General features: G+C 51.6%; 14 protein-coding genes and 1 pseudogene. 13 read left to right on the top strand and 2 right to left on the bottom strand.

Features of this window, described 5'->3' with window-relative positions; all coding sequences use genetic code 11:
- Positions 1 to 55 precede the first annotated feature (55 nt).
- From HGBM_RS02970 to HGBM_RS31260, 6 genes are all read left to right on the top strand, one after another.
- On the top strand, positions 56 to 331 hold the full coding sequence (locus HGBM_RS02970) for an acetamidase/formamidase family protein (protein WP_147512791.1): 276 nt from the start codon (positions 56 to 58) through the stop codon (positions 329 to 331).
- Between the two features lie 172 nt (positions 332 to 503).
- Positions 504 to 1,112, top strand: coding sequence for a bifunctional transcriptional activator/DNA repair enzyme AdaA (locus HGBM_RS02965; RefSeq protein WP_019119609.1), 609 nt, complete (start codon positions 504 to 506; stop codon positions 1,110 to 1,112).
- Positions 1,109 to 1,660, top strand: coding sequence for a methylated-DNA--[protein]-cysteine S-methyltransferase (locus tag HGBM_RS02960; protein WP_019119608.1), 552 nt, complete (start codon positions 1,109 to 1,111; stop codon positions 1,658 to 1,660). Before HGBM_RS02965 ends, HGBM_RS02960 begins: the two co-directional genes overlap by 4 nt.
- Positions 1,632 to 2,564: a DNA-3-methyladenine glycosylase family protein gene (locus HGBM_RS02955; RefSeq protein ID WP_026074169.1), complete on the top strand. Its 933-nt coding sequence runs from the start codon at positions 1,632 to 1,634 to the stop codon at positions 2,562 to 2,564. Before HGBM_RS02960 ends, HGBM_RS02955 begins: the two co-directional genes overlap by 29 nt.
- Positions 2,565 to 2,720: 156 nt before the next feature.
- Complete coding sequence (locus HGBM_RS31480; protein WP_019119606.1) at positions 2,721 to 3,089, top strand: DMT family transporter; 369 nt, start codon at positions 2,721 to 2,723, stop codon at positions 3,087 to 3,089.
- A complete protein-coding gene (locus tag HGBM_RS31260; RefSeq protein WP_019119605.1) occupies positions 3,086 to 3,328 on the top strand; it encodes a DMT family transporter in 243 nt (80 codons plus the stop codon). Before HGBM_RS31480 ends, HGBM_RS31260 begins: the two co-directional genes overlap by 4 nt.
- Before the next feature lie 25 nt (positions 3,329 to 3,353).
- Here the strand turns inward: HGBM_RS31260 and HGBM_RS28725 are convergent, their stop codons facing one another.
- Positions 3,354 to 4,511 carry a stalk domain-containing protein gene (locus tag HGBM_RS28725; protein ID WP_019119604.1) on the bottom strand — a complete coding sequence of 386 codons (1,158 nt, stop codon included), beginning with the start codon at positions 4,509 to 4,511 and terminating at the stop codon, positions 3,354 to 3,356.
- A gap of 391 nt (positions 4,512 to 4,902) precedes the next feature.
- Here HGBM_RS28725 and HGBM_RS02935 point away from each other — a divergent pair, with 391 nt between their 5' ends.
- The 6 genes from HGBM_RS02935 (at position 4,903) to HGBM_RS02910 (ending at position 13,088) form a co-directional block, all read left to right on the top strand.
- Positions 4,903 to 7,122: a hypothetical protein gene (locus HGBM_RS02935; protein ID WP_035286342.1), complete on the top strand. Its 2,220-nt coding sequence runs from the start codon at positions 4,903 to 4,905 to the stop codon at positions 7,120 to 7,122.
- A gap of 85 nt (positions 7,123 to 7,207) precedes the next feature.
- Positions 7,208 to 8,380 carry a HEAT repeat domain-containing protein gene (locus tag HGBM_RS02930; RefSeq protein ID WP_019119602.1) on the top strand — a complete coding sequence of 391 codons (1,173 nt, stop codon included), beginning with the start codon at positions 7,208 to 7,210 and terminating at the stop codon, positions 8,378 to 8,380.
- A gap of 21 nt (positions 8,381 to 8,401) precedes the next feature.
- A complete protein-coding gene (locus HGBM_RS02925) occupies positions 8,402 to 9,850 on the top strand; it encodes a glycosyltransferase family 2 protein (RefSeq protein WP_019119601.1) in 1,449 nt (482 codons plus the stop codon).
- A 26-nt stretch (positions 9,851 to 9,876) separates the two neighbouring features.
- On the top strand, positions 9,877 to 10,689 hold the full coding sequence (locus HGBM_RS02920; protein ID WP_019119600.1) for a response regulator transcription factor: 813 nt from the start codon (positions 9,877 to 9,879) through the stop codon (positions 10,687 to 10,689).
- Entirely contained in the window at positions 10,686 to 12,065 is a 1,380-nt protein-coding gene (locus HGBM_RS02915) for a nucleotide sugar dehydrogenase (protein WP_019119599.1), read from the top strand. Before HGBM_RS02920 ends, HGBM_RS02915 begins: the two co-directional genes overlap by 4 nt.
- Before the next feature lie 234 nt (positions 12,066 to 12,299).
- A complete protein-coding gene (locus tag HGBM_RS02910; protein WP_147512790.1) occupies positions 12,300 to 13,088 on the top strand; it encodes a hypothetical protein in 789 nt (262 codons plus the stop codon).
- Positions 13,089 to 13,278: 190 nt separating this feature from the next.
- Here HGBM_RS02910 and HGBM_RS26410 read toward each other — a convergent pair.
- A pseudogene (locus HGBM_RS26410) lies at positions 13,279 to 14,192 on the bottom strand (DMT family transporter).
- Positions 14,193 to 14,302: 110 nt separating this feature from the next.
- On the opposite strand from HGBM_RS26410, the gene HGBM_RS02900 reads away from it, so the two are divergent.
- Positions 14,303 to 15,694: an aminotransferase-like domain-containing protein gene (locus tag HGBM_RS02900; RefSeq protein ID WP_019119597.1), complete on the top strand. Its 1,392-nt coding sequence runs from the start codon at positions 14,303 to 14,305 to the stop codon at positions 15,692 to 15,694.
- The last annotated feature ends 4 nt before the right edge of the window (positions 15,695 to 15,698 follow it).

The raw sequence follows: 15,698 nt of genomic DNA, 5'->3' as shown, positions 1-15,698 counted from the left end.
TTGGTGGCATGCGGCAAGCCGGATTCAGGATCGAATGCGGGCCGGCTGACGAGCCGTGGGGCGTCCACCGGTTCGCTGCTCCACATCATCCGTTGAAACGCCAGAGCACTTCATGTTTCTTTCGTCCGGCAAAACATTTGAAGAGGCAATTCGAAGAGGTCTGGAGGAAGCGGTCAAACATCTTTGTTCGGCCCTGCAGCTCTCCTTTGAAGACGGATATCGGCTTTCAAGCGCCGCCTGCGATTTGAAAATCAGCCAAATCGTCAATGAGTTGGTCACCGTAAGAGTTGCCGTGCCAAAACAGATTCTTTCCGAATTGTTCCGCTTATGACTGCAAACCAGCGCTTTGCTGGTTTTTTTGCTTGGCGAAAAGCTGCGAACGAAGTACGGGAATGGAGCTCTGTCGAAAAGTTGCTGTCGTATGCAAGAAAGCTTGGGATGATGCTGCTGCAGCGGTATACTGAGAAATGTGAAAGATCTCCTCGCACAAGGAGGGAGTACTCATGGACGCAGAGTTGTTCGATAAGGTGTACGATTCGATCGTCAAGAAAGAGTCGACTTACGACGGGATCTATTACACGGGGGTGAAAACGACGCGGATCGTCTGCCGGCCTTCCTGCCGTGCCAAAACCCCCAAGAAGGAAAATATTACGCTGTACCCAAGTGTGGAGGCTGCCATTCGGGACGGGTTCCGGCCCTGCAAGCGCTGCAAGCCGGAGACACCCGGCGCTCTTGGCCCCGACGGGCTGCTGGCAGCGCAGACCGACGCTGTGATCGACGCTTGTTACGGCGAACGGATTACGCTGCAGCAGATCGCACAGAAGCTGGCGATCAGTCCGTATCATCTGCAGCGTACCTATAAGCGTGTGACCGGGCTGACGCCAATGGAGCGGCTGCATCAGACGAGGCTGTCGGCAGCAAAGCGGCTGCTGGAAAGCGGAAGGCTGACGATGTCTGAAGTAGCCGCCGCCGTCGGTTTTCGCAGCGCGTCGCATTTTGCCGTATGGTTTCGCAGACTGACCAGGGTCACCCCGTCGGCGTATCGCGAAGGGCATCGCGGAAATAGGCAGGCATTGGCAGGATGGACCAGGAATTGGAGGGACATGCGGTGAGAACACAATTGATGTGGACAAGGCTGGAGCTTGAAGGGCGGAACTGGCTGATCATGGCGACGGAGGGCGGCGTGTGCCGGATCGTTTTTCCGCATGAAGGACTGAAGGATTGGCGGGACTGGTTAAAACGGATTGCGCCAGGGGTCGAGCCGAAGGAAGATGCAGCGGCACTGCAGCGGACCGGCGTGATCGATCGATTGCGGGCCTATTTTGCGGGGGAACAGGTTTCGTTCCGCGATGTGCCTCTCGATCTGATCGGCACGCCGTTCCAAAAGCAGGTGTGGACTGCGCTTGGAAACGTGCCGTACGGGGAAACCAGAACGTACCGCGACATTGCGGAGGCCGTCGGAAGGCCGAAGGCAGTGCGGGCCGTCGGCGCGGCCAACGGCGCCAATCCGGTGCCGGTGCTGCTGCCGTGTCACCGGATTGTCGGCGCCGACCGCAAGCTGACAGGCTTTCGCGGCGGTCTCGAGATGAAGCGCAGGCTGCTCAAGCTGGAAGGCATCGAAGGTGTAGAGGATGGCGGCCATGAGCGCTTCCGGTTTTGAGTTGGCAGTAGGGCAGCCGTTCCGTTTCACGCGATGCCTCGGGTATATGACGAGATCGCCGCTTGAAAGCTTGTACGAGGTTTGCGAGGGAAAGATTATCAGGCTGGTGGCGGTGGCGAGTGAGACTGAGCAGGGAACCACCCCCGGCCGCAGCTTGCTGCTGGAAATCTCCTGTCCGGACGATCAGGTGCTGCAGGTACGCTTCCTGCAAGGCGAGCCGGGCAGCGAAAGCGAGCTGGAGTCGGTGAAGCGCTATATCCGCGATTGGTTCGATCTGGACCGGGACCTGGGGCCGTGGCAAAAGCTGACTGACGGCGATCCGGTGCTTCGCGTATTGGCCGAGCGGCTCTACGGGCTGCGGATCATCGGCATCCCGGACTTGTTCGAGGCGCTCTGCTGGGCTATCGTCGGCCAACAGGTCAACCTTGCCTTCGCCTATAAGCTCAAGGCAAGGCTGACCGAGGCATACGGCGAAAGCACGCTCTGGGAAGGCCGAACGTACCGGCGCTTCCCGGAACCTGCTGCGCTCGCCGGCGTCGATGTGGCTGAACTGCAGGCGCTCCAGCTGACGCGCGCAAAGGCGGCGGCCGTACTCGAGACGGCTGCCCTCATGCGCCGCGGCGAGCTGTCCCGTGACAAGCTGCTTGCGCTCGGCGACTTCGACGCCGCTGAGCGAGAGCTGGTCCGTATCCGCGGCATCGGGCCGTGGACCGCGCATTATGTGCGGATGCGCTGCCTTCGCGATCCGCGGGCGTTTCCCATCGGCGATGCCGGACTGCAGAACGCCGTCCGCAAACTGCTTGGCATGGACCGCAAGCCGACGCCTTCTGAGCTGCAGCAGCTGTTCGCGAATTGGGCCGGCTGGGAGGCATATGCTACTTTTTACTTGTGGAACAACTACTAGTGAATATGGGAAGTAGGGGCACTCGCAACCAAAGGGTGCCTTTTTCGCGGTAACCAAATATCATTCGTTCGGTTCAAAGGACATATGTTCTACCCTGCGTATTTGCATCCGTCATTTAATAAAAGGAGAAACCTGACGTCAATGGGGAGAGCAAATATGCGCGGGATTTTTTTTGCACTCATGGGCGGGGCTTTTATTACCCTGCAAGGAGTGGCCAATGCCCGGATTAGTCAAGATATTGGCACCTGGCAAACAGCGACGATTACCCAGTTAACCGGATTCATCGCGGTATTCGCGATCCTGATGCTTTTCCGAGAGCGAACATGGCAAGGGTTTACACAAGTCAAACCGTTGTATTTGACGGGCGGGGCTCTGGCGGCGATCATTATTTTCAGCAATGTCACGGCTATTCAACACGCGGGATCTTGGGCGACAACGACATTGGTATTAGGCATGGGTTCCTGGCTTCGCTGGCTGCGGGTCTCATCTTTGAGGGGAAGCAGCTCTTTTTCTTGCAACATATGAAGCTTTGGTACTGGTTCAGCGGTTTGATCGGCGTCGGTGCGGCAACCTGCCTGGTGCAGGCAATGAGACGATTAGCTCCTACGCATGCCATCTCGATCGTCCTGACATCACAGCTGGGATTTGCCTTATTGTGGGACTCACTCGGCTGGTTTGGTCTGAAGCAGGTCCCTTTTACGTTCAAACAGCTTGCATGGAAAAACCTCTCAACCCCTCTATGGCGAATCTCGTTTGGAGGTTGAGAGGTTTTGCGCGTTTACGGCCGGGTTACTTTCCCTGTTTTTGCGTTGCGATCGTCAAGCCGTCCATCGTGTTCACCGGCAGAATTTTATCCCTTCCCAGGTTGTTCACGTATTCGAGCGTCTGCTCCAGAAGCTCCGGTTTGATTTCATACAGGTCGTCGTCGTTCGGATCGATCCCGTGAAGCATGATGATGCACCACTTTTTCTTTTGCACCGCCTCATCGATGCGCAATTTGATCTGGTCGAACGTCATCTCGTTCGTTACCGCAATAGCCGAATGCAGCCAATAGGGATCGTCCGGCGGGAGATTGTTTTGCTGATGCTCAAAGACGCGGACGGCTTTGTAGTACTTCTTGGCAGCTTCCCTTACCCGATGATCGTAGGCGGAAAACGGAATCGAGAGCGAGTCTACTTTTGGGACGATGCCCAAGAGGATTTCCTTGCTTTTCGCCAGTTCAAAGTCCAGATCGTCGTCGGTGTTGCTGGTCAGCGGATCGTAATGCGAATAAGTATGGGAACCGATCTCCACGCCTCTGTCATAAGCGTCTTTTATTTGGGCAGCTTCGAGGAATTCGGTATTGGCTCCGTCTTTTATCCTCTCGGCAATCACATTCAGCGTAGCCGGAATTCCGTATTTTTCATGCAGCGGTAGTGCGCGGTCATAGAACGAGTCCAACCCGTCATCATACGAGAATGTAATCATCGCCTGGCCGTGAAAATCGCTTGCCGCAGGATTGATGATCCGATTGGCAATCCAGACGGTGTGTTTGGCTTCGTTCCACTCGACGGTGGAACCCAACTCCTCGGCAATCGTCCGGACCGGAACCATCGTGCTTCCGCCGATCATGACAGGAGGCACATCTGATTTCACTTCTTTCCCGTTGATCACCAATTTTATCTCGTTTGTGTTATTTGCATATGTATTTGTGATGTTTGGCTTTTGGTTCCCTTTCGTGATAAACACCGTGTGTTGATTTTCATCCCATTTGACAGAAGCTCCCAAATGCTCTGCTACTGCGCGGACAGGAGCGAGAGTTCTCCCCTTGACCATTTGCAGCGGAATATCTGTCTGAACCTTTTGTCCGTTAATCATGAGTGTAATATCGGAGTTGGCAGCAGCTGACACCCAAGTCCCTGACAAAATGACGAATCCTGCAAGAAGTGTCGAGGTTATCTTCTTCATTGCTCCTCCAATCACATCAACATGTAGAGATCGTATTTTTAACGTCATTATAAAATAACTGGAATATCGCGTACACTGTTTATTTTTTCTATGTCTCTTTTCACATAAATCGCATGCAGTTGCGACGAAATATGTAATTTATAACAGTAAAACCATAAATAGTGCACAGACAAACATGCATAAATGACGTAATATGTCGAGTATATTGAGCCCACTATATCCTTTGCACGCAGGAAGGTACTGATCTGTCGGGAGGATGCATGCCGCCGGCCGGAATCCTTCTTGCCAATTGGGGAAAGAAGGCACTGAACGGGCATACGGGAAACCGAAACGATTTGTCTTCTTCGTTGACTTGACTACTGTTAATACAAGGGAAGGATACGATGAAAACATGTTCAAAAGCCGCCTTGCCAAACTTGGGCTTGCTGTGGCGATTCTAGCTGCCATCGGCGTTTACTGGCTATGGCCGCCAACAGCAAACGTAGAAAGTGCTGAAATTCGTCCAGGCATTCAAGTGAAATTCAAAGCAAATGGCTCGCAAATGGAAGAGTATACCAACCAGACGTGGAAACCCTATTTTGCCAAAGGGGTGAATATGGGAGCGACGATCCCTGGACACTTTCCGGGAGAACTGGCCATTTCAAACGACGACTACGAGCGATGGTTTGAAATGATCCAGGAGATGGGGGCAAACGTCATCCGCGTCTACACCATCTTAAAACCGGAGTTTTACGAGAGTCTGGTCCGCTACAATGCCAAGCATCAGGATCATCCGCTCTTCTTTATCCAAGGGGTGTGGAGTCCAGAAGAACAGCTGATCGCGGGCAGAGACGCCTTCGATCCTGCGCTGAAAGAAAGGTTCGCAAAAGAGATTGAAAACGCCGTGGAAGCTGTGTACGGCAATGCAGACATCCCATCCGTCGAACATTCGGGAAAAGCAAGCGGAAAGTACGCCTTTAATGCCGGTCCTTACCTCATGGGCTGGATCATTGGCACGGAATGGGACCCCTTCATGGTAAGAGATACGAACAAAAAGCATTCCGACGTTCCAGACTACAAAGGAATCTACTTCCAAAGCAAGCCAGGGGCCAGCCCGTTCGAAAAATGGCTGGCGGAGATGGTTGACGTAACGGCCAAAACAGAGGCCAAACACGGCTGGCAGCATCCAATCGCCTTTTCCAATTGGGTGACGACGGATCCGCTGGAGCATCCGGGGGAACCCTTGGTCGCGGAAGATATGGCGAGCGTTGATCCTACTCACATTGAACCTGTCAATTGGGAAGCGGGATATTTTGCTTCTTACCACGTTTACCCCTACTATCCCGATTTCTTTACTTTCGACAAGTCATTCCAGACGATGAAAAATGATCGGGGAGAAGCAGACAGTTATAAAACCTATCTTCAAAAGCTGAAAGACTATCACAAGGACATTCCCGTGATGATTACGGAATACGGCGTGCCGGCTTCCCAGGGAATCGCCCACATGGGGATGCTGGGCCGCAATCAGGGCGGACATGACGAACGGGAACAAGGGGAAATGGACGCGGACATGTTCCGGCAAATCCATGATGCAGGGTATTCCGGCGCCATACTCTTTACCTGGCAGGACGAATGGTTTAAAAAGACGTGGAATACAATGCGTTATGATATCCCGGATCGCCGCGCTTATTGGTACAACGCCCTGACCAACGAATCTTTCTTCGGCGTCCTCGGCATGTACCCAAGCAAGGATGACAAGATTCACATCGATGGTGACGCCTCCGATTGGGACAAGCTCGGAGATGACGACAAGCAAAAAATCGAGCAGAAGTTTGACGGGTTTGATGAAATCTGGGTATCGCATGATGAGGGCTATCTCTACCTCATGGCGAAGCTGTCCCAACGGTTCGACCCTGCAAAACAGGCGCTTTACTTCGGAATGGACACCCTGCCGGGCGGAAATCGCCACGCGCCCCAGCTTTACGGAAAGACCCTGGATGAGGGCCTGGAAACCCTGCTGGAGCTGACGGACGAGAAGCAGGGCAGGATGTTGATTGCTTCCAACTACGATTTCCATACGCGTACGTACAAACAAACAGCGGATCCGATGTTTGACAGCAAAGAACTGCAAGATGACTCCGGCATATTCAAACCGTGGAAACTGGTGGTCAATTACCTGCTGGAGTATCCCGATTCCCGTTCTGCCCACCCGTTCAAAGACGTAGAGGTAGGCAATCTGCTCCGGGGAAACAGCGATCCGTCGGCGCCGGATTACAATTCCAAAGCGATGTGGCAGGCGAGGGGAAATGTTCTGGAGGTTCGCATCCCATGGATGCTGCTTGGCTTTAGCGACCCCAGCTCGCTGCGCGTGATCAATTACGATCATACCGACGGCAAGCAATTTGCATCGACCCAGGTGAAGGGGATTCGCATCGTTCCCTGGATCGTGGATAAGGCTGCCAAGGAAGTGATCGGGTTGGAAGGAGACGCACCCTATCCGGTATCCAAACTGCCGCTTTACACATGGAAGAGCTGGGAAGACGTGGATGTCAAATACGTCGAGCGGCCCAAACAGAGTTACTACATCATGCAGAAAGCCATGCGTGAAGTGGATCAACCCGTAAAGAAATAAAAGCGTTCGGGCTTGACGCAAAAAGGCTGCGGCAAGCTCGGACACCTATCTTTTACAGGTGGGAGTGAAGGAAGGAGTTCGTTGTGTGATTACCTCAACCAACATAGCGATCAACATCTTGTATGTTCTCGTTGCATGTAACGCGATTTTTATGGTCGTGGTCTACGCAATGAAGCTGAAGGAAGTGAAGACGAGGCGGGCATTCGACCAATTCCAGATCAAATTCAAAGACTATCTGACATACATCCAGGCCCATCTTCACAGTGAAGAGCGCCTGCGCTTGCCCAACATCCCGATGAGTCAGGTGGAACGCGGCTTTTTGCAAGACTGGCTCAATGATATGATCGAGTCCTTTACCGACACAAAGCAGCGGCAAAAGCTTACGCTTCTTTGTGAAGACTTGGGACTGATCGAATACCACATGCAGCGCCTCGGCAGCGGTTCTTACCGGGCAAAAGTAGACGCTGCGTATCATCTGGGCTGTATGAGAGTGGGAGAAGCGGTACCGCTGCTGCTAAAAATGCTGCGCCAGCACAAGCACGATTCCTCTCTCTTTGTCATCGCCCGCGCTGTGGCAAAATGCGCCCGCGATGAGCACGATGTCAAACAAATGGTGCGCAGCCTGTTAAAACACGAGAAAGGATTCCACGATCTGTTGGTAGACATCATCCAGGAGTCCGATATCGATCAATTTGCCCTTTTTACCGAGTTTGTCCAGGAAGAACACCCGACTCTGATCATGATCGGATTAACCGGTTTGAAAGAATACAGCAGCCCTGGCGTAGCGTCTGCCGCCTACCGGTTGATCGACCATGAACGGGAAGAGATCCAGGTGCGGGCAGTAGAATTGTATCTCAACTCATCCCCTTTCTTTCCGAAAAATGTCGTACACAAGCTGCTCCACCATGCGAATGGAGAAATCCGCCTCTTGACGATTCAAGCATTATCGACGCTGCGAAACGAATCCTTCGTAAACGCGCTGAAAGATTCGTTACAGGATGAGGACAAACGTGTGGTTCACGCCAGTGCGATCGCCTTGATCAATCTCGGTCAAACAGGAATATCCGCGCTTTGTACCGGCGCTTTGGCGTACAGGGGGCAGGAAAAAGGCGAATGGCTCCAAGGAATTATCGAGGAAGAAATCAAGCATTTATCGACCGAGCCCCACGATTTGGACAAACTGACACGCTATAACGCACTGTTGTACGCCTACGAAAAGACTCTCGGCAAAAAGAACCGAATCTATCGTGTCGTGTAGTTCATTAGGAGGACGGCAAACATGAAGTTCATCGAGTATTACCTGCAAACAGATTCATGGCTCCATTTCCTGCGAGAGTTGCTGCTCGGGTACGGCTATTTTGCCATGTACTACGTCGTTGTCATTACACTGATCTATTACTTGATCTTTGCCCTGTCAATTCGCCAGACGTTCCCGCTCAAAAGAGGGATTCAGTACAACCGCATCAAGAAGCTGTCGGGCTCCAAGCATCTCCCCGCGGTGTCCTTGTTAGTGCCCGCTTACAACGAGGAACTTACGATCATCGAAAACGTCCGATCCCTCTTGGCCCTCAACTATCCGAAATATGAAGTAATCGTCATCAATGACGGTTCAACGGATAATACCTTCCAAGTGATGGTCGATGAATTCAAATTGGAAAAGATCAATCCGATCGTGGCCGATCACATCCAGACGGAGAAGGTAAGAGGGATCTATTACAACCCGGAATACCCGACTCTGTACTTCATCGATAAGGAAAACGGCGGTAAGGCAGACTCGCTGAACGCCGGGATTAACCTGTCACACTATCCGCTGATCTCTACGATCGATGCGGATTCCCTGCTGGAAAAAGATGCCTTGACGCGAATTGCCAGAGTGTATTTGGAAAATCCCGAAGATACCGTGGCAGTAGGGGGCAATGTGCGAATCGTAAACAGCTGCACGGTGGAAGATGGAATTGTAAAAAATGTCAGGTTCCCCAAAAAATTGCTTCCCGCTCTGCAAAACGTGGAATACATCAAAGCGTTTCTGGGCGGACGGATTGGCTGGAGCGCCATTAACGGCCTGATCATCGTATCGGGTGCCTTCGGGGTTTTCCAAAAGGATAAGGTCATTGCCGTCAAAGGCTACCGGGGCGGGTATCCCGGTGAGGACATGAATATCGTGATCAAGCTGCACCGGTACTGCCTGGAGAACAAGATCCCGTATCGCGTAGCCTTTTGCCCGGACGCGGTATGCTGGACACAGGCGCCAGATACGTACCGCATCCTCAGCAGCCAGCGGAAACGCTGGGGCCGCGGAAATTTGAAGAACATGATCGAGGAAGGAATCCACATGGTGTTCCGGCCCAAATACAAGGTCTTCGGTTTGCTGACCTTGCCCTATAACATTCTCTTTGAGACGTTGAATCCTTATGTCCGCATAACCGGGCTGCTCGCCATTCTCGGGTATTGGCTGTTGAACATGACGGATTGGCAAACGCTGGTCGTCTTTGCCCTGGTAAACTTCTTTTCCTGTTTCATCCTTAGTCTTGGCGCTCTGTTTATCGAGGAAGCCGCCTTTAGTCGCTATCCCAGACTCAGCGATCTAAACAAGATGCTGTTGTATTCCTTCCTGATGTTCCTGGGGTACCGGCAGCTCGGAGTGCTGTGGAGATTCCTCGGCCACATCGACTATCTGCGCAACAACAATACCTGGGGGACGATGGTCAGAACCAGGTTTAACAAATAACCAGCCTACGAAAAGGAGTGGTCAGCATGGCGGTTTTTATTCGGGACAGGCATGGTGAATTGACCCGGCAGCTTTTGCAGATGACCCATGTGATCCGTGATCGTCACCAACCGTGCGGAGTGATCTTGGCGCCATCTGCCAACATCAATCAACAGACTCTGGATCAGTTGGAATCCTTTGTGAGCCAGAGCGAAACCGAGCTTGCAGCCAAATACCTGTTCGACGATCACAACATGGTCTTTGCGATGATTTTGGAGGAACGCAAATTTGCCGCGACCCACTATACTTCTTTAATCGTAAAAGACTTCCTCGAAAACCACGGCCTTCTCCAAGGACAACTGGTCGTTGCCAGTTTCCCTGAATGCGGGGAACCGACTGAGAGCACGGTATCGCAATTAATCGAGCTGGCTGCCAAGGCCCGAGGGGAAGAAAAGGAGATTCGTCTGTTCATCGAGCAGCCTGCCCATCAAGGGATTTCTTCCATCCTGATTGTTGACACGGACGAGGTGGTTCGCGAGTTCGTCAGACTGCATCTGGAACTGGAAGGATACACGGTGTACGAGGCCAAGGATGGCGCTGAAGCGCTGGCGATCTATTCGGAAGCGGTGCCTGATCTGGTCATAACGGAATTGAATCTGCCGATCGTAGACGGGTATCAATTGATCAATAAGATCACGAAGGCCAGCGCAAACAAAGGGAAGGTGATCGTCCTGACAGGCAAGCAGCTGGCCGATCATCTCAACCGCTCGTTTGAACTGGGAGCCATCGATTTTGTAACGAAGCCCTTTTCAATCTCCGAACTTCAGTGGAGGATCAAAAAACTTGGTGAGTGGAGATGAAGAAGATGAAGAAGACGAACTATTATCGCGCCTTACAAGAAAAACTGCAGAATAAAACAGGAAAAATCGGGGTCATCGGACTTGGTTATGTCGGCCTGCCGCTGGCCATGGAGATGGTAAAGGGAGGCTTTACCTTATATGGGATTGATTTGGATCAGCGGAAAGTCGAGTCCCTGCTCAGCGGCAAGTCATACATTCAAGATGTTCCCGACGCCGCAGTTGCCCATGCTGTTCGCTCCGGCAAGTTTATCCCGACCACAGATTACAGCCAAATTCAGGAGCTCGATACGATCAGCATTTGTGTACCCACTCCGTTAAATGACAATCAGGACCCGGATACCTCCTACATCAAGAGTGTGGTGAGCGAAATCAAAAAATATATGAAAAAAGGCACATTGATCATACTTGAAAGCACAACCTATCCGGGAACAACAGAAGAACTGATTCAATTGCCGCTGGAGGCGCAAGGTTTTACTGCAGGTGTCGACTTCTTCGTCTGCTTCTCGCCGGAACGTGTCGATCCGGGCAACCGCAGCTTCAATACGTACAACACGCCAAAAGTGATCGGCGGTACAACGGAAGCCTGCAAGGAATTAGGGGTGCTTCTCTACAGCAGCGTTGTCCAGACGGTGGTTCCCGTCTCTTCTCCCAAGGTGGCAGAAATGTCCAAGCTGTTGGAAAATACTTTCAGGAGCATTAATATTGCGTTCGTGAACGAATTGGCGATGATGTGCGACAAGATGGGGATCGATGTTTGGGAGGTCATCCGGGCAGCTTCCACCAAACCCTTTGGATTTATGCCTTTCTATCCAGGTCCCGGTATCGGGGGCCACTGCATTCCGCTTGATCCGATGTACCTGTCCTGGAAGGCAAAAGAATTCCGCTTCTACAGCAAGTTTATCGAGTTGGCCCAATCGATCAATGACAATATGCCAGAATATGTGTTGCATTGCGCCGCACAAGTACTTAATATTTACGCTAAGTCCATCCGCAATTCCAAGGTGCTGATCCTGGGCATGGCGTATAAACCGGATATTGATGATCTACGCGAGTCTCCGGCCCTGGAAATCTATGAGTTGTTCAAAGAGAGCGGAGCCAAGGTGCAGTTTTACGATCCGCATGCCACTTCTTTCCGGGATGCACAGGGAAATGTCGTACACTCGGTCAAATACGATCGCTGTGCATTCGCCAGCTATGACTGTATGGTCCTGATCACCAACCATCGCAGCTTCGATTACCAGGAATTGGCCGATTTGGGCGTGCCGATCATCGATACCCGCAACGCTTTTGCCGATATCAAGTCGGACAACATCTATAAATTGGGGACGGGCATCTCCAAAACCGAAAGAAAAGTAAAAGTATATGTAGGAGCGTAATACCGTATCCAGGCCGGGTACCGGGAACCGCATCTCCCATGCAGCAAACCACTCTGCGAAGAAGGGGGTAATCGTATCAAACAGCGATTGCAAAGGTTTTTTCCGAGTAAGATGTGGCTGTTTTGGACGGGCTGCTGTGTTGTTGCCGGCATCTTCACAGCGCTTCTCATAGCGTATTTCGCTCAAAGCCCACCTGCACACAAAGGGACTTGGATCTGGGATACGCCGTCCATCATGAGCGATCGGGAAGAAATCATTGCCTTCCTGAAACAAAATGACGTAACAAATCTATACTTGTATGTCGACCGTCAGAATGTGCCTGCGAAAGAATATGCACGTTTTATCAAAGCGGCATCCCATCAAGGGATCCGGGTAGAGGCTCTTGGGGGCGATCCTTCCTGGGGACTGAAGAGCAACCGCCCGTACATTCAGGAGTTTATCGAATGGGTGGAAAGTTACAACACGAACGTCGAGGAGGATGAGCGGTTTTCCGGCATTCACCTGGACATCGAGCCGTACCTCTTGCCGGAATGGAAGAGCGACCAGGATCATACGCTGGAGGAATGGCTGTCTAACATGGAGTACATCGCGAGGGAAGTACAGTCGCCTGAGCCATTGGAGGTCTCGTTCGATCTTCCGTTTTGGGCCAACAAGATTGAAATTCCCGGTTACCAAGACTATTACCTCAGCAAGTGGATCCTGAAGCGGTTCAACACCCTTGTTCTGATGGACTACCGGGACACTGCCCTGGGCGATGACGGGATCGTCGCCAATGCGCTCGAAGCCGTGAAGGAGGCGTCTTCCCTGGGGAAATCGGTGATCGTCGGCGTAGACATTTCCAAGAGCAGGGAAGGCAATAAAACCACATTCCATGAAGAAGGTTCCCGCAAGATGGAAGAAGAGCTGGCCATAACAAAAGATCAGCTTGAGAAATACGATGGGTTCCGTGGGATTGCGGTCCATGGTTTTCCGGCCTGGATGTCCGCTTATCAGAAGGAAAATGCGGTGCCAAAAGGATCGTAAACGTCGAATTTTGCAGCGGCAGCCTGGGACTGTGACGAATCAAAACATACCTGAGCCCTGTATGGAACACGGCTCAGGTATGTTCCATTTCAGGACGTTTGGCTTATCGAAGCCCGATAGGAAGACGTTCGCAACATCTGAAGGCGCCCTCCGGAAAGGGTACTTGACACAAGCCCCGCTATCGCCTCGCTCACTTTACTCCATATGCTTGTTTTTTGTCCACCAGCTGCCTCAAGTTATCCATATTGACCAGCACGATTCCGATAATAATGGTGATCCCCCCTGCCAAAGACAACAATGTAAGCGGCTCGTTATACAATAGGACCCCCAAGCAAAGGGAAATCAATGGAGAGATATAAAGCCAAGTGGATGGAAATACAGGATTGGTCTTGGCTACGAGCCAATAGAAAATCGTGTGCCCCAACATGGAACCGACAACGATTAAGTATAAAAGCGAAAGGACTGCTTTTAGGGTCAGCATGGATTCGATGTGCACCTGTTCCGTAAACAACGATAAAACAAGAAGCATCCCTCCGCCATACATCATCTGCGCTGCATTCAAGGAGATCGGAGACGTATCCTGAAACCGTTGAATCACGCGACGGGAATATACGGTACCGGCAGAAAAAAAGACCTGGCCCAACAGGACAGCCAAACATCCGTACATCCAAAATTTGTTAAACGAAATGGCTGCGCCGGGTAAAAGCAGCAGCATCACGCCAGTAAATCCAACGAGGCAGCCTGCCCAGGATGTAGCCGAGAGCCTTTGACGAGATATGCCGGTCTGAAGCAGCAGAATCATCAGCGGAGCCGTTGCCGATAAGACTGCTGCAATCCCGGAGCTCAAATACTGTTCTGCCCAGTACAAGGTGGCAAACACCCCAAAGGTTAAGCCGAGCCCTGTCAGGAACATTTCCTTGCAGAAAAGAAGCGATACACGGGCCTTTTTCTCCACGCCATCACCAAAAACAGAGTGAAACCTGCCAGAAAAAAACGAATGCCGGCTGAGAAAAAGGGCGATGCGCCCGCATCAATTCCCAGCTTAATGGCCAAAAATGTCGTTCCGAAAATCAGACACATCAGGAAATAATTGAACAGTACCATTTCTACTCCTCCTTTTCTTCATCATATGCGGACTGGAGCAGAACAGATCAGATAAAACAGAACAGATTTCAGTATGCCAGATATAATAGAGGGAGGGGAGGGAGGCCTTGATGAAAGATAAGCTTTTCGAACAAGTCTATGACTATCTTCTGGAGAGGATCAGGCGCGGAGAGTGGAAGGCGCACGAGAAGCTTCCTTCTGTCCGAACGCTGGCGGCGGAATTCAATGTGCATCGGCTGACTGTTTTTAAAGCATACCAATTGCTAAAACAGAACCGAAACGTATATGTAAAGGATAAATCCGGCTATTATGTTCAACCCGGCGGGATCCTGGCAATGGATTCACAGCAGGATCCGATTGTTTCCGCCTACGTACACGAGAGCCATCTCTCCGAAATCCATCAGGTGCAGGCTGCCTATCAATTTTCCAAAGCGCTGCTCGATCCCAATCTTTTGCCCAATCATTATTTTTCCGAGTACGTGAAGAAAGTGTTTGACCTGTATCCCAAAGTGCTGGGAACCTACTCTACCACTCAGGGAGATCAGGAACTGCGGGAAGCACTCTGCCGCTATTTTACAAATGAGCATCATTTCTATCTTACAATGGACGAACTGCTGATCACATCCGGTTCTCAAGAGGCGATCGATTTGATCGCAAGAGTCCTGGTAAAAGCAAGAGATGCAGTCTTGCTGGAGAGGCCTACCTACAGCCCGGCCATTGACGTCTTCAGAAGGCAAGGCGCCCGCATCATCCCGATCGAGATCCATCGGTACGGCTATGATTTGGATCAGGTAGAAATGTTCATGCAAAAATACAAGCCGCGCCTGTTTTACCTCAATCCTACCTTTCACAATCCAACGGGTTACACCGTTCCAGCCGTGCAGCGGAAGAGATTGGTGGAGCTGGCCGAAAAATACCAGTGTTTGCTGATAGAGGATGACCCCTATCGCGATATCTATTTTGGAGAAGAACCTCCACTGCCGTTTTTTTCCTATGACACGGCCGGATCTGTCATCTACATTCGCAGTTTCAGCAAATACGTTGCCCCTGGCCTCGGCATTGCCGCCGCAGCTTGCCATCCATCCTTGATGAAACTTTTGCTCAAAGCGAAATCGTTGTCAGACAGCGGAGCACCGCTGCTGAATCAAAAGATCTTTTTGCATTATTTCTTTTCCGAACGGATGCAGCAGCACTTGGCGAAGCTCCGGATCGCACTGTCGATTCGCAAGGACATCATGGAAGAAGAATTGTCTGTCACGGACTGGAACTGGTCCAGCCCGACCGGAGGCTTTAATCTATGGGTGAAGCTGCCTGAGTCGATCCAGATGGAAAGTCTTCTGAGCAAGGGCATGGAGCAATCCATCACCTTTGTACCCGGTTCCATCTGCGATCCGCTCAGGGAGTATACGTCATGGGTACGACTGAGCTATTCTTATTTGAATGAACAACAGCTGCGCGAGGGGTTAAAGCGATTGGTCAGCCTGACCCGTTCGCTGTGTTGAGAAT

Origin of the sequence: Brevibacillus massiliensis (assembly GCF_000311785.1) — a bacterium.
In the GTDB taxonomy this organism is placed as follows: Bacteria; Bacillota; Bacilli; order Brevibacillales; family Brevibacillaceae; genus Brevibacillus_C; species Brevibacillus_C massiliensis.
This window is presented reverse-complemented; position numbering and strand designations above follow the sequence as displayed.

What these genes read in the sequence shown, in the direction of transcription:
- HGBM_RS02965 (WP_019119609.1), top strand. Translation starts at nt 504, where the DNA reads ATGGACGCAGAGTTGTTCGATAAGGTGTACGATTCGATCGTCAAGAAA.
- HGBM_RS02955 (WP_026074169.1), top strand. Translation starts at nt 1,632, where the DNA reads ATGGCGGCCATGAGCGCTTCCGGTTTTGAGTTGGCAGTAGGGCAGCCG.
- HGBM_RS31480 (WP_019119606.1), top strand. Translation starts at nt 2,721, where the DNA reads ATGCGCGGGATTTTTTTTGCACTCATGGGCGGGGCTTTTATTACCCTG.
- HGBM_RS31260 (WP_019119605.1), top strand. Translation starts at nt 3,086, where the DNA reads ATGAAGCTTTGGTACTGGTTCAGCGGTTTGATCGGCGTCGGTGCGGCA.
- HGBM_RS28725 (WP_019119604.1), bottom strand. Translation starts at nt 4,511, where the DNA reads ATGAAGAAGATAACCTCGACACTTCTTGCAGGATTCGTCATTTTGTCA.
- HGBM_RS02935 (WP_035286342.1), top strand. Translation starts at nt 4,903, where the DNA reads ATGTTCAAAAGCCGCCTTGCCAAACTTGGGCTTGCTGTGGCGATTCTA.
- HGBM_RS02925 (WP_019119601.1), top strand. Translation starts at nt 8,402, where the DNA reads ATGAAGTTCATCGAGTATTACCTGCAAACAGATTCATGGCTCCATTTC.
- HGBM_RS02920 (WP_019119600.1), top strand. Translation starts at nt 9,877, where the DNA reads ATGGCGGTTTTTATTCGGGACAGGCATGGTGAATTGACCCGGCAGCTT.
- HGBM_RS02915 (WP_019119599.1), top strand. Translation starts at nt 10,686, where the DNA reads ATGAAGAAGATGAAGAAGACGAACTATTATCGCGCCTTACAAGAAAAA.
- HGBM_RS02910 (WP_147512790.1), top strand. Translation starts at nt 12,300, where the DNA reads ATGAGCGATCGGGAAGAAATCATTGCCTTCCTGAAACAAAATGACGTA.
- HGBM_RS02900 (WP_019119597.1), top strand. Translation starts at nt 14,303, where the DNA reads ATGAAAGATAAGCTTTTCGAACAAGTCTATGACTATCTTCTGGAGAGG.